Genomic DNA, 14,322 nt, shown 5'->3' with positions numbered 1-14,322 from the left:
GCCAGCGCCTCAAGAAAGCGATAAGCAATGAACGACTGTTGCAACCGCCCCGGGCAGGAAGGATTTGACGTGGCCGTCATCGGCGCGGGTTCTGCCGGGTTCTCCGCCGCGATCGCCGCTGCCGATCTGGGCGCGAAAGTGGCGCTCGTCGGTCACGGCACGATTGGCGGCACCTGTGTCAATGTTGGCTGCGTTCCTTCCAAGACGCTGATCCGCGCCGCCGAAGCGGTGCATGGTGGGCTTGCCGCCGCGCGCTTTCCCGGCCTTGGGGGCGCTGTCCAGATGGATGACTGGTCCGTATTGGCGGCGTCGAAGGACGATCTTGTCACGACGCTGCGCCAAAAAAAATATGTCGATCTGCTGCCCGCCTATGACGGTGTGAGCTATATCGAGGGCAAGGCACGCTTTGCCGATGGTGCGCTGATTGTCGGCGATGCGCCCATGAAGGTCGGCAAGGTCATATTGGCGATGGGTGCGCACGCCGCCGTGCCGCCGATTCCGGGGATGGACAGCGTGCCCTACCTAACCAGCACATCGGCGCTGGCGCTGGATCGCTTGCCCAAATCGCTGCTGGTGATCGGTGGCGGGGTGATCGGGGTAGAACTGGGACAGATGTTTTCGCGTCTGGGCGTTGATGTCACCATCTGCTGCCGAAGCCGCCTGCTCCCCGAAATGGACCCGGAAGTGAGTGCCGCGCTGAAAAACTATTTGGAAGCCGAGGGCGTGCGGGTTTGCGCAGGTGTCGGCTATCAGCGTATCGCCCAAACACAGAGCGGGGTCGAATTGACCTGCGAGGGGCATTGTGACACCGTCGCGGCGGAACAGGTGCTCATCGCCACCGGACGCCGACCCAATAGCGACGGGCTTGGGCTGGAGGAGCGCGGCATAGTGCTTGCCCGTAATGGTGGAATCGTCGTCGATGACCACCTCGAAACGTCGGTTCCAGGCATTTACGCGGCGGGCGATGTAACGGGACGGGACCAGTTCGTCTACATGGCCGCCTATGGCGCAAAACTGGCCGCGCGCAACGCGGTGACGGGCAACCAATACCGCTACGACAATTCCTCCATGCCATCCGTCGTCTTCACCGACCCGCAAGTCGCCAGCGCCGGCCTCACTGAAACGACAGCACGGGCGCAAGGCCTGGACATCAAGGTTTCGCTGCTCCCGCTCGATGCTGTGCCAAGGGCACTGGCAGCACGCGATACGCGGGGTCTCATCAAACTGATTGCCGACAAGGCGAACGACCGTTTGCTGGGCGGCCAGATCATGGCACCCGAAGGCGCGGATTCGATCCAGACACTGGTGCTGGCGATCAAACACGGCATGACCACCCTGGAATTGGGTGCAACGATATTTCCTTACCTGACCACTGTGGAAGGCCTCAAACTGGCGGCCCAAACGTTTGATAAGGATGTCGCCAAACTGTCTTGCTGCGCCGGGTGATTGCTCGGGGATCAACCGGCAACGAATGGCCTCCCTCCAGTGCAAGCCGCTTTGGTGTCAATTTTGTTATTCGCCTCAGCGGGAGAGCAAAATGGCACGACGCCGACTTCTGACCGGAGACGAGCGCCGGCGCCTGTTCGATCCTCCTGTCCAAGAAACCGCGATCATTGGGCATTATACCCTTTCTGCGGAAGATGTTGAATTGGTTGGGCGCCGCTATGGTCCAGCAAATCGCCTCGGTCTGGCTGCACAAATCGCTTTGATGCGACATCCCGGCTTTGGTCTGCAACCCGAGATCGGGCTTCCCGACGTCATTCTTCAGTACCTCGCGGCACAGTTATTCGTCGATCCTTCCTCCTTCTCTGCATATGGTCAGCGCGCGCAAACCCGTACCGATCATGCCGATCTCGTGGCGCGTTATCTTGGCATACGCCCGTTTCGACGCGGCGACCTGGCACTTGCCCTGAATCTTGCCGCGCAAGCCGCCGAGTATACAGACAGAGGTGAACCGATTGTTCGCGCCCTCATGGTTGGCCTGAAGGGTGAGCGGTTCATTCTTCCGTCAGGCGACACACTGGAACGCGCCGGTCTTGCTGGCCGGGCACGCGCACGCAAAGCTGCCGCAGCCGCAATCGTCGAAGGCCTCAGCTCTGCTGAACTGACACGGCTAGACGAACTCGTAATCAACAACCCGGATTTCGGCATGACACCGCTGGCGTGGTTGCGTAATTTCGAAGAAGCCCCGACTGCGGCCAATATCAATGGCTTGCTTGAGCGCCTGCGCTATGTTCGCGGCATAGGTATCCACCCGGTAGTTGGGGGCGCCATTCCGGAATTCCGCTTTGCCCAATTTGTCCGCGAGGGCGGCGTGGCACCGGCATTCCTGCTTTCGGATTACAGCGTCAATCGCAGGCGGGCGACGTTGACGGCCGCAGTGATCGACCTTGAGGCCAGACTTGCCGATGCCGCGATCCAAATGTTTGACCGACTTATCGGCGGCATGTTCACGCGCGCGCGGCGTGGGCGCGAGCGTCGCTACCAAGATAGTATTCAGTCGGTGGGGCAACTCATGCGGCTGTTTGGCGCCACGATTACAGCACTTGATGAGGCTGTCCAGAATGGCGGCGATCCGCTCGAATTGATTGACGAAGCGGTGGGCTGGCACCGGCTTGTTGCGGCAAAGGCCCAAGTAGATGCCCTTGCTGATCTTGCCGGCGAGGACGCACTGGTAACGGCAACCGAGCGTTACGCCACGCTACGGCGTTTCAGCCCGGCATTTCTGGACGCCTTCACCTTCAAGGCGTCTGGAACAGGGACGGCACTGATCAAAGCCATCGATGTCATTCGCGATGCGAACACACGAAAGTCGCGCGACCTTCCCGATGGCGTTCCACTGCCATTCCCCAATCGGCAGTGGAAGCGTCTCATCACCGAAAGCGGCCGTATCGACCGCCGACGTTATGAAATTGCGATCATGGCAACCTTGCGTGATCGTTTGCGCGCCGGTGATGTATGGATCGAGGGAACCCGCAACTATCAGCGCTTCGATGCCTATTTGCTGGGTCGGCGCGACGCCGCCAAAGTGGCGGATGTGCTTCCGTTCGATTCAAATGCTGCATCCTACCTCGCTGACCGGGCACGAAATCTTGACTGGCGGCTGCGCCGATTTGCCAAGCAGTTGAAAACAAACAAGCTTGAGGGAGTGTCGCTCGAACGAGACCGGCTCAAGCTTCAGCAAATGCCGCCTGTCACCCCACCGGAAGCTGAAGCCCTCGATCGCAAGCTCGATACCCTGCTTCCCCGCGTGCGCATCACCGAGCTGCTGCTTGAAGTCGCCGAACGCACTGGTTTTTTGAACGCATTCCGTGACCTGCGCTCAGGCAAGGAGCACGACAACCCCAGCACGGTACTCGCCGCAATTCTGGCTGATGGCACCAACCTCGGGCTGGAGCGGATGGCCAATGCCAGCGAAGGCGTCAGCTATGCCCAACTCGCATGGACCCACAACTGGTATCTTTCACCCGAGAACTATCAGGCCGCGCTGGCCATGATCATCTCAGCCCATCACGAATTACCCTTCGCGCGGCATTGGGGCGCTGGCACCAGTTCGTCGTCCGATGGCCAGTTCTTCCGGTCGGGGCGGAGCCGTTCAGGGGCGGCGGACGTCAATGCCAAATATGGCGCCGAACCTGGCGTGAAAATCTATTCTCACCTTTCCGATCACTTCGCATCATTCGGATCACGGATCATGTCCGCGACGGCAGGTGAAGCGCCTTACGTGCTCGACGGGCTTGTCCTGGGCGCCGGCAACCTTCCGTTGCATGAGCACTATACCGATACCGGCGGCGCCACCGATCATGTTTTCGCACTCTGCCACCTACTCGGGTTCCGCTTCGCGCCCCGGCTGCGCGATATTGGCGACCGCAAGCTGGGTTCGATCGCTGCGCCATCGACATACAAGGGCATCGAAAATCTGATGGGCCGCACCATCAAAACGGCAGCGATCGAGGCCGATTGGGATGACATCGTCAGGATTGTCGCCTCAATCAAGGATGGCACGGTGGCGCCGTCAGTAATCTTGCGAAAACTTGCCGCCTACAAACGCCAGAACAGGCTGGATTTTGCATTGGCTGAACTGGGCCGTATCGAGCGCACTTTGTTCACGCTCGATTGGCTTGAACAACCGGAACTGCGACGTGCCTGTCAGGCCGGTCTCAACAAAGGCGAGGCGAGGCACACGCTTGCCGCCGCCATCTATACCAACCGGCAGGGTCGGTTCACCGATCGCTCGCTGGAAAATCAGGAATTTCGCGCATCTGGGCTGAACCTGCTGATTGCGGCGATTTCCTACTGGAACACGGTCTATCTCGACCGGGCCGCCCAGCACCTCAACGCTGTCGGCACGACGTTCGATGCGGCACTGCTTGCGCACCTTTCTCCGATGGGCTGGGCGCACATCAGTCTGACCGGCGATTACCTCTGGGAGCAGGCCAGGCGACTTCCAGCAGGTGAATTCCACCCACTCAACGAGCCAATGGCGCGGTTGAAGCGTGTAGCGTAGCCCATGTTCCGCTTATGTCCGAGAAATCGTTGTCTGGCGAACAAACCTTGAGGTGACGCCAGAATGAGCTGGCCCTCGCATTGCGAGAGGTGGGCCGCATCGAGCGAACCCTGTTCATGATCGACTGGATTCTTGATGCCGGCCTCCAGCGCCAGGCTCAGATCGGCCTCAACAAGGGTGAGGCCCACCACGCCCTAAAGCGCGCCATCAGCTTCCACCGCCGAGGTGAAATCCGGGATCGATCCGGCGAAGGCCAGCACTATCGCATCGCCGGAATGAACCTGCTCGCCGCCATCATCATATTCTGGAACACCATGAAGCTCGGCGAGGTCGTCAATACCCGGGCCGCCAGCGGTACCCATATCGCGCCTGATCTACTCGCCCACGTCTCGCCGTTGGGATGGGAACACATCAATCTAACCGGGGAATATCGCTGGCCCAAATCCTTAGCGTAGGATTCCGCCCCCTCCCGCAAACGCCCCCTACGATTGAGAAGCGCGGCGGAATCTCTTAGATTGATCGCTGGAGGCTTTGTTCGCGGAGACGCGCACATTGCCTTCTTTTCGTTTTAGGAAGCGCTGCCCTAAGCGACAGAAGCCAGAGCTTTGACAATGCGGCATTCCGCGATGGAGCCGACCATGTATCTTGATCCTATCGGTGCAGACACGCGATGATGGCGGTCACGACGGCGGTGGTTTCCGCGACGTCGCGCACCCTCACTGTGTCGAGGCCGATTTCAGCAGCGGGATAGTCATTCCCACCGGGGAATATCGCATCCCCAATGAACAGCATCCCGTCGAGCGGGACACCGCTCTCGGCACTCAGGCGCTTCAGGCCATAGCCCTTGTCGATCCCTGCTCTGGTCACGTCGATCGATGTCGTGCCACCGAGATTGATCGAGAGCTCCGGCAGCTTCGCGCGCAACGTGGCCTGCAACGCGGTCCTCTTCTTTCGGTCAGGATCCCACGCTTCCTTTTCCTTCAGCGGCGCTGCCTGCCCCAGGCCCGAAAAGGTGATCTGGCTGCCCCGGTCCTCGATCCGTTCGCCCCAGATACGTTCGTCGGCGAGACCGGCATCGGTCAGCGCCTGATCGAAGGCCGTGCGGATCTTCGCCTTCTCCGCGTCGTCGAACAGTTCGGCATAGACCGCGCGCCAAGCGCCATTGATGAACCGATAGAGTTTCGTGCCTGTGGTCGGCATCAACCAGAGACGGTCGAGCGCGACGCCGGCAGGAAGGCGCGAGGCGATCTGCTTTTCGAACTGCGGCCAGTCCCCGCCCGAGATCACCGCCACATCCGTGATGGCGAGCAATCGGGCGAGGATTGCGGCCATATCCTCCGATAACGGCCGCTTGCTCTCGGCAAGCGTGCCGTCGAGGTCGAAGGCGATCAGCCACTTCATGCCGCCTTCCCTGCCGGATCGCGGTAGGCGAGCAGCCTGAGCGCATTGATGACGACGAGCAGCGTCGATCCCTCATGAACCGCCACCGCTGGCCCAATGCCGAGGCCGAGGATGGTAGCAGGCACCAGGAAGGCGACGACACCCAGGCTGACGAAGACGTTCTGCCGGATGATTCCACGGGTATGGCGGCTAAGACCGACTGCGAATGGCAGGTGCGCCAGATCGTCGGCCATCAGCGCCACGTCGGCTGTCTCCAGCGCAACGTCCGACCCCGCCGCGCCCATCGCGATGCCGACCGTGGCGCTTGCCATCGCCGGCGCATCGTTCACGCCGTCGCCCACCATCGCGACCTTGTCTTCGCCGGCGAGCTTCTTGATCGCGGCAACCTTGTCTTCGGGCATGAGGTCGCCCCACGCTTCGTCGATCCCGACTTCGTCGGCGATCGCTTCGGCGACTTTCTGGTGATCGCCGGAGATCATTATCATCCGCGACACGCCCATCTCGTGCAGCCGACGCAACGCGGTCTTGGCAGCTTCGCGAGGCGTGTCCATCAGGCCGATCGCGCCCAGGTCGCGGTCCCCCTTGCGGACCACCATTGTCGTGCGGCCGTTCTCGCGCAGCTTCGCGATTGCGTCCTGCGCGCCCTGCCCCAGCGCCGGAATGCCCTCACTTCCGAACATCTCGGCCTTGCCGATCCACACCGTCTCGCCATCCACGCTCGCGGTGACGCCCCGACCGGTCAGGCTCTTGAGGTCGCCGGCAGTCGGCACGGCACGATCGTTCAGACGTTCGCGGCCGTCCTTGACGATCGCTTGGGCCAGGGGATGGTCGCTCAACGCTTCGACGGCGACAGCCAGCGCCAGCAACTCGCCTTCATCGGCGCCATCGACGGGCACGACATCAGTGATGCGCGGACGACCTTCGGTCAGCGTGCCCGTCTTGTCGAAAGCGATCGCTTTGAGCGACCCGAGGTTTTCGAGCGGTGCACCGCCCTTCACGAGCACGCCGCCCCGCGCTGCACGGGCAACGCCCGACAGGACCGCGCTCGGCGTTGCGATCGCGAGCGCGCACGGGCTTGCCGCCACCAGCACCGCCATCGCGCGATAGAAGCTGTCGCGGAACGGCTCGTCGACGACCACCCATGCGAACAGCAGGAGCACTGACAGGACCAGGACGGCGGGCACGAAGATCCGTTCGAACCGGTCGGTGAAGCGCTGCGTCGGCGACTTCTGCGTCTCCGCTTCGCTCACCATCTTCACGACCTTGGCAAGCGCGCTTTCATTGGAACGGCGTGTCACCTCGATCTCGATCGCGCCGCCGCCGTTGATCGTACCAGCAAAAACCCGGCTTTCCGCGTCGACTGCATCGGGCTTGGCGCGTGCCGCTGCGGCATCTGCGACCGGCACCTTGTCGACCGGGATGCTTTCACCCGTGACCGGGGCCTGGTTGATCGCGCTGGTGCCCTTGATGACGAAGCCGTCGGCAGGCAGGCGCTCGTTCGGGCGGACGATGGCAATGTCCCCGACGACCATCTGCTCGACCGGGATTTCGCTGGTCTGCCCGCCGCGTCGCACGGTCGCGGTTTCGGGCGCGAGCTTCGCCAGCGCCTCGATCGCCTTCTTGGCGCGGCCCATTGCATAATGCTCAAGCGCATGGCCGAGGCTGAACAGGAACAGCAGCAGCGCACCTTCGGCCCATGCGCCCAGCGCAGCGGCGCCGGCCGCAGCGACCAACATCAGCGTGTCGATCTCGAACTTCTTCATCCGGAGGTTGTCGATCGCCTCGCGCAGCGTGAAGAATCCGCCGAAGAAATAGGCTGCGATATAGCAGGCGGTCGGCAGCCATTCGGGCGCGCCAGCGACCAGCCTCTCGATCGCGTAGCCGATCCCCAGCAGCGCGCCACAGGCGAGCGCGAAGATCAGCTCGGTATTGGGGCCGAGAAATTCGGCGTGGCTATGGTCGTGGCCATCGCCGGGGCCGTGCTTCTCTTCGCCCGCGCCGTGGCCCCCGGGGCCGTGGTCGTGGCCGGCATGTTCATCGGCAGCGACCCGCTTGCCCACCCTCACCTTCAGCTTGCGAAGCGCAGCGCGCACCTCCTCTTCGGTGGTTTCGCGGCGATCATATTCGACCCGGACAGACCCGCTGGTGCTGGCGCTTGCCTGGACCACGCCGGGCAAGGCGCACAGCGCATCGCTGACCGTGCGCGCCCGACGTTCGTGGTTGATCCCCGTCACCTGCCAGATCGCATGGCCGTAGCGCTCGGTGATTTCGGCACCTGCGGCGCGCACCATTTCGCGCAACCGTGGCAGCGGCAGCTTGGCGGCATCGAAATGGATGCACAGCGCCGCTGGCGTGTTGCCGTCGAGACAGATCACATGCGCCCGCTCGACACCTTCGCGCTTTGACAGGGTTGATACGAGACGGTCCAGGCAGGCATCGGCCGCGTCAGGAAGGTCCGGCAACAACACTGGAATGTCGAGTTCGAGCTTGTCGTTCATGACGACCTCCTTTCGCTTTTCTTGGTTTCGGCGCGCGCGTCGCGCAGGATTTCGACACCGCCCTTGATGGCGATGATGGCGGTGGCGAAGCCGACCAGCAGGTCCGGCCAATTGGTACCCAACCACAGCACCAGCACGCCGGCGATCAGGATGCCGCCGTTGGAAATGAAGTCGTTGAAGCTGAAGGTGGTTGCGGCCCGGAGATTGACGTCCGGATCCTTGAGGCGCTGGAGCAGCCGCAGGCAGAGGTAATTCACGACGCCGGCGATCGCGGACATGACCATCATGGTAGGTCCGATGGGCTCGCTGCCCTGCACGTAGCGCCGTCCGACATCGATCAAGATGCCGCCCGCGAAGATCAGCAGCATGACGCCCGAAGCGACCGCGGCGCGTGTCTTCCATGTCTGGCCCCGGGTGAGCGCCACAAGGCTCAGCGCATACACAGCCGTATCGGACAGGTTGTCGACGCCGTTGGCGATCAGCGCGCTCGAGTCCGCGAAGAAGCCGGAAACGAAGAAGCCCGCAGCGATCGCCGCGTTCAGCAGCAGGACGATCCACAGTGTGCGGCGCTCCTGCCCGCCATTGTTGTCGTTGCCCGGGATCATCCCATCATCTCCTCAAGTGTCAGCAGGGCCAGGAAGCCGACGAAAAACATCGAGCTGATGAGCGGGGTGTCGGGTTTCTCGTGCGCCTCGACCAGCAACTCCTCCGTGACGAGGTAGAGCAGCGCCATCAGCCCGAAGCTGAGGAAGCCGGCGATCATCACCGGCGACAGCGCGGCGACCGGCACGGCAGCGAGCGCGCCGATCGGCAGCAGCAGGGCCAATGCCGAGACGATCACGATGATGCGCAAGCGCGAGCGATAGGTTTCCGCCAGCTCGTCGGTCAGCGTCAGTCCCAGAAATAACACTTCCAGAGTGAGCGCGATCGTCAGCAGGAGACCTGCCTTCTCGCCCGCCACGAAAGCGAGGCCGAGCACCAGGCCGTCCACCAGAATGTCGATGCCGATCGCGGCGAGTAGCGCCATCGGCCCCTTGAAGCGGGCCTCAAGAGCCTTGAGCCCCAGCATGGTCGCGACGCCCGCCGCCCCGCCGATCAACGTCGCGCTGGGCGATGCCTCATGCTTGACCTGCGGCAGGATTTCGGTCGCTGCCGCCGCGAACACGACGCCGGCAGCGAGATGCTGTAGGCCCGCCACGAGGCCAGGTTTCAACTTGGTGCGGCTCGCGACAATCGCGCCGAGCACGACCGCCAGCACAGGCGCAAGCGTATAGAGCAGTGCCTGCATTTCCTAGGACTCCTCCGGGGTTCGGTGGCAGACGCGGATCTTCCCGCGTCGCGTGAACGCGATCGATCCGCCCGCCACGACAGCCCGCGAATGGTCGCCGCGAAACTCGTCACCGGTTCGCTGCGCGCGCAGGATCTCGGTCCTGCCCTTCGGCAGCCAGGTGACGGCCATTTTCAAGCCTTCATCGATGAAGTCGACATCGGCGCGTGTGCCGTCGTCGCAGTACATGATGCGCTGCGCGATTAGTTTCGACGTCAGATGCTTTTCATGCGCCGGCTCGGTAGGCTGGGTCGGCGCTGGATTACACGCCCCTATAACCGCCCCGGAGACGAGAACGACGCCGAGGCGCGCGATCGCCAGACCGGCCCGATTCAGGCCGCACAAGGTTGTCACATTTGAAATCGACGTGTCAGACATCGGTCTCTTCCGACGAAGCGCCCTGTGGCGTTCGAAGGCAGGGCAGTTCATCGCGTGCCTTCCTGCTCGCAGATCCGGGTACGGCCATCGCCTTCCACGATGGTGAGCTGCGACCCCTTGAAGGTCGCGGTGGCTGTTTCGCCGACATATTGCAGGCCCTGCGCTGGCGCGGTCAGCATCATCGGCGGTCCCCCGTTGGAGCGCCGCAAATCGATCTGCAGGCCGTTGTCCTTGTAATCGACGAACAGCGGTTCCCCGTCGGAACAGCGATATCTATGCCGCCCCATTTCCCCGGTCGTCACGGCGCTGTCGGACGAATGGATCTGCTGCTCCGTTGGCGGGGCTGGCGGCTTTCTTTCCGAGCACGCCGCGAGCCCGACAACGAGGATGACGGCGGGCAGCACCCGCTTACAGTGCATCATCATCGCGCCTTCCTCCTGTAGCGGAAGGGGACGCGCTGACGATTGATAGCCCGGGCAGGCTGACCTACCCGCCAGCGGAGATAGGTTGCGAGGCGATCGTCAGATTCGACCATCAGGGATCGCAGGCGGCGCAACATCATCGCCGCGAACGGCAGGGAGAGCGCCCCGCGCAGCGTGCAGCTATGCGTTAGCCTGGTGCCGCCATCGTCCCCCGCCAGCTCGTACCGCTCTTCGAGCGTGAACAGATAGGGGATGCCGCAGGACCAAGCGAAGGCGTGCGGTTTATCGAATCGATCAATCCGTGCTGGCGTCCGAATTGGCCGGGTGATGCCCTGGATCGCAAAGGTGCATTCTGTGTCGCCGAGCCGGGACGGATCATCGAGAAATACGAGCGGACTCCACGCCCGGCGATGATCCGGATCGGTGAGTGCCGACCAGATGCGCAGTGGCCCGCCGTGAAGCATCGAGCTGGTTATGGTGCGAGGCATATCCCCATCTCCCAGAGATGGGCGGGGCGATCGCGGATCGCCCCGCCCATCCATCAGGCCAAGTTGTTCACGAAGGTCTGACCGTGGTCGTCCCCTTCATGCTCCTCATTGTAGTGCTCGGGTTTCTCGATCACTTTCTGCCCGAACCGGGCATAGAGTGTCGGCAGCACGAACAGCGTAAGAAGCGTCGCCGAGATCAGACCGCCGATGACGACCGTCGCCAAAGGCTTTTGAACCTCTGCGCCGGCGCCTTCGCCCAGCGCCATCGGCACGAAGCCGAGGCTGGCGACTAGCGCGGTCATGATGACGGGTCGCAGACGCTGCATCGCGCCAACATGCGCGGCTTCCTCGCGGCTCATCCCTGATCGGATCAGATCTTGGATCGAGCTGACCATGACGAGGCCGTTGAGGACCGCGATGCCCGAGAGGGCGATGAAGCCCACTGCCGCCGAGATCGAGAAGTCCATGCCCCGCAGGAACAGCAACAGGACGCCGCCCACCAGCGCGAAAGGCACGCCGGTGAACACGATCGCGGCGTCGCGGACCGATCCCAACGCCCCGTAGAGGAGCAGCAGGATCAAGATGAAGCAAGCCGGAATGACCAGCTTCAGCCGTTCGCTTGCCGATTGGAGGTTCTCGAACTGGCCGCCCCATTCGAGATAGGTGCCGGCAGGCAGCCGGAGTTGGCTGCCGATCGCCGCCTGCGCATCCGCCACGACGGATCCGACGTCGCGGCCACGCACGTTGGCTTGCACCACCACGCGCCGCTTGCCGTTCTCGCGGCTGATCTGGTTCGGACCATCGACCACCTTGATCTCGGCGACGCTGGACAGCGGTACATAGCCGCCGCCTGCCACCGGCACCTGCACCTGTTGGAGCAGGCCGATGTCGGCACGCTGCGCCTCCGACAGGCGGATCACCACGGGGAAGCGACGGTCGCCCTCGAAGATCTGGCCCGATGTTCGCCCGCCGATCGTCGCAGTCACGGTGTCCTGCACATCCTGAGCCGTAACGCCCAACCGCGCCATCGCGTCGCGGTTGACGCGAATGTCGAGCATGGGAAGACCGGTCGTCTGCTCCACCTTCACGTCCGCTGCGCCTTGCGTTCTGCGCAGCACCGCCGCGATTTGCTCGGCCGTCCGGTTCATCTGGTTGAAGTCGTCCCCGAACACCTTCACCGCGATGTCGCCGCGCACGCCGGCGATCAGCTCGTTGAAGCGCATCTGGATGGGCTGGGTGATCTCGTAGGCATTTCCCGGAATCTTCGCGAGATTACCCTCGATCCGGCTGACCAGCTCCTCCTTGGGAAGCTCAGGATCCGGCCAATCCTTGCGCGGCTTCAGGATGACGAACATGTCGGTCGCGTTCGGCGGCATCGGGTCGGCCGCCAGCTCGGCGGTGCCCGTCTTGGAATAGACGAATTGCACCTCCGGCTGCTTCGACATCATCCGCTCGATCGGCACCTGCATCGCCTGGCTCTGCTGGACCGACGTTGCCGGAATGCGGAGCGACTGGATCAGCAAATCGCCTTCGTCGAGCTGCGGCAGGAACACCGAGCCGAGCGTAGTGAAAGCAAGCGCCGCCACCACAAGGCTTCCCACACCCGCACCGATCGTCAGCGTCGGGCGCTTCATGGCCCGGTCGAGACCGGGTTCGTAGCGCTTCTTCAGCCACGTGATGATGCGGCCGTCCTTCTCCTCGACCTTCTTCGACAGCCAGATCGCAATCATCGCCGGCACGAAGGTGAGAGAGAGGATGAAGGCGAAGGCGAGCGCGATGATGACGGTCAGCGCCATCGGTCCGAACGTTTTACCCTCCACGCCGGTCAGCGTGAGCAGCGGTACGTAGACGAGGATGATGATTGCCTGCCCGTACACAGAGGGACGGATCATCTCACGCGCAGCGGCTGCCACGGTCGCGAGCCGTTCCTTGACGCTGAGCAATCGGCCTTCATGATGCTGTTGCTCGGCAAGCCGGCGCAGCGCGTTTTCGACAATGATGACGGCGCCGTCGACGATCAGACCGAAGTCCAAAGCCCCAAGGCTCATCAGATTGGCCGAGACCCCAGCGCGCAGCATACCAAAGCCTGTCAGCATCATGGTGATCGGGATGACCAACGCCGCGATCAGGGCCGCACGGAAGTTGCCGAGCAGCAGGAAGAGCACGACGATGACCAGCACCGCGCCTTCGGACAGGTTTTTCGCGACCGTCTTGATCGTCGAATTGACCAGCTCGGTGCGGTTCAGCACCGGCTGAATTACGACGTCAGGAGGCAGCGAAGCGTTGATCGTCTTCAGTTTCTCAGCGACCGCGGTCGACACGATGCGGCTGTTCTCGCCGATCCGCATGATCGCCGTGCCGACGACGACTTCGGTACCGTTCTCCGATGCCGAACCCATGCGGATCGCCTGACCCGTCTTCACAGTCGCAACTTGTTCGACCGTGATCGGCACGCCGTTACGTGTCGCGATCACGGTCCTGGCCAACTCGCTGGCATTGCGAACGAGCGCATCCGAGCGAACAGCCAGACCTTCGCCATTGCGATTGACGAAGCCACCGCCGACGCTGGTGTTATTGCGCTCCAGCGCATTTCCCAGGTCCGTCAGCGTGATGCCGAGCGAGGCCAGCTTCTGCACGTCGGGCACGACGAGGAACTGCTTGGCGTAACCGCCAATCGAGTCGACACCGGCGAGGCCCGGTGTGGTCTTCAGAAGCGGCGTCACGATCCAGTCCTGCGCGGTGCGCAGGTAGGTCGCCTTGTCCTCTTCGGTCGTCAGTCGCTCGCCCTCTGGCGTGATGTAGCTGCCATCGGGCTGTTGGCCCGGTTCACCGGGCTTGTGCTTGTCGTCCTCGCGATGATCGAGACGAACGGTGTACATGTACACCTCGCCCAGGCCTGTCGCGATCGGACCCATTTCAGGGTTCACGCCGTCGGGCAGATTCTCTTGCACGCCCCGCAGACGCTCGCCCACCTGCTGGCGGGCGAAATAGATGTCCGTCGCGTCCGAAAAGACCGCCGTGATCTGCGCGAAGCCGTTGCGGCTCAACGAGCGCGTATATTCCAGGCCGGGGGTGCCGGCGAGCGCGGTTTCGATTGGAAACGACACCTGCTTCTCGACCAGCTCGGGCGAGAGGGCAGGCGCGCGGACGTTGATCTGGACCTGATTGTTGGTGATGTCCGGCACCGCGTCGATCGGTAGCCGGTAGAGGGAAAAGGCGCCGATGGCGGCGACGATGACGGTGAGGAGCAGGACTAGCCAGCGCTTCTCGACCGCCCAGGTTACGATACGGGCGATCATGG

The 14,322-nt window shown here is 62.9% G+C and carries 10 protein-coding genes and 1 pseudogene; 3 read left to right on the top strand and 8 right to left on the bottom strand.

Features of this window, described 5'->3' with window-relative positions:
• Positions 1-69: 69 nt before the first annotated feature.
• The 3 genes and pseudogenes from merA to F7P65_RS00845 all read left to right on the top strand — a co-directional run.
• A complete protein-coding gene (gene merA / locus F7P65_RS00855) occupies positions 70-1,446 on the top strand; it encodes a mercury(II) reductase (protein WP_021222959.1) in 1,377 nt (458 codons plus the stop codon).
• Positions 1,447-1,537: 91 nt separating this feature from the next.
• Positions 1,538-4,507, top strand: coding sequence for a Tn3 family transposase (locus tag F7P65_RS00850; protein ID WP_014072601.1), 2,970 nt, complete (start codon positions 1,538-1,540; stop codon positions 4,505-4,507).
• Positions 4,508-4,563: 56 nt separating this feature from the next.
• Positions 4,564-4,962 (top strand): annotated as a pseudogene (locus F7P65_RS00845) (Tn3 family transposase); the annotation flags it as partial.
• 196 nt (positions 4,963-5,158) lie between these two features.
• Here the strand turns inward: F7P65_RS00845 and F7P65_RS00840 are convergent.
• The 8 genes from F7P65_RS00840 to F7P65_RS00805 are packed head-to-tail and all read right to left on the bottom strand — an operon-like array spanning position 5,159 to position 14,320.
• The gene (locus F7P65_RS00840; RefSeq protein WP_004212890.1) at positions 5,159-5,908 is read right to left on the bottom strand and encodes an HAD-IIB family hydrolase; all 750 of its coding nucleotides are present in this window, start codon (positions 5,906-5,908) and stop codon (positions 5,159-5,161) included.
• Positions 5,905-8,406, bottom strand: coding sequence for a heavy metal translocating P-type ATPase (locus tag F7P65_RS00835; protein ID WP_004212886.1), 2,502 nt, complete (start codon positions 8,404-8,406; stop codon positions 5,905-5,907). The genes F7P65_RS00840 and F7P65_RS00835 overlap by 4 nt, the downstream gene beginning before the upstream one ends.
• Positions 8,403-9,011, bottom strand: a complete 609-nt coding sequence (locus F7P65_RS00830; RefSeq protein ID WP_004212885.1) for a cation efflux transmembrane domain-containing protein — start codon at positions 9,009-9,011, stop codon at positions 8,403-8,405. The genes F7P65_RS00835 and F7P65_RS00830 overlap by 4 nt, the downstream gene beginning before the upstream one ends.
• Positions 9,008-9,694, bottom strand: a complete 687-nt coding sequence (locus F7P65_RS00825) for a ZIP family metal transporter (RefSeq protein ID WP_004212882.1) — start codon at positions 9,692-9,694, stop codon at positions 9,008-9,010. The genes F7P65_RS00830 and F7P65_RS00825 overlap by 4 nt, the downstream gene beginning before the upstream one ends.
• Positions 9,695-9,697: 3 nt before the next feature.
• Entirely contained in the window at positions 9,698-10,111 is a 414-nt protein-coding gene (locus F7P65_RS00820; protein WP_017183574.1) for a hypothetical protein, read from the bottom strand.
• Positions 10,112-10,158: 47 nt separating this feature from the next.
• Complete coding sequence (locus F7P65_RS00815; RefSeq protein ID WP_021238674.1) at positions 10,159-10,536, bottom strand: hypothetical protein; 378 nt, start codon at positions 10,534-10,536, stop codon at positions 10,159-10,161.
• Positions 10,533-11,021: an SRPBCC domain-containing protein gene (locus F7P65_RS00810; RefSeq protein ID WP_004212879.1), complete on the bottom strand. Its 489-nt coding sequence runs from the start codon at positions 11,019-11,021 to the stop codon at positions 10,533-10,535. Before F7P65_RS00810 ends, F7P65_RS00815 begins: the two co-directional genes overlap by 4 nt.
• Positions 11,022-11,074: 53 nt before the next feature.
• Entirely contained in the window at positions 11,075-14,320 is a 3,246-nt protein-coding gene (locus F7P65_RS00805) for an efflux RND transporter permease subunit (protein ID WP_004212878.1), read from the bottom strand.
• Positions 14,321-14,322 lie beyond the last annotated feature (2 nt).

Source organism: Sphingobium estronivorans (assembly GCF_008692605.1).
Classification (GTDB): Bacteria; Pseudomonadota; Alphaproteobacteria; order Sphingomonadales; family Sphingomonadaceae; genus Sphingobium; species Sphingobium estronivorans.
Note: the sequence above shows the minus strand (reverse complement) of the source record. Positions and strands in the feature narration are given on the sequence as shown.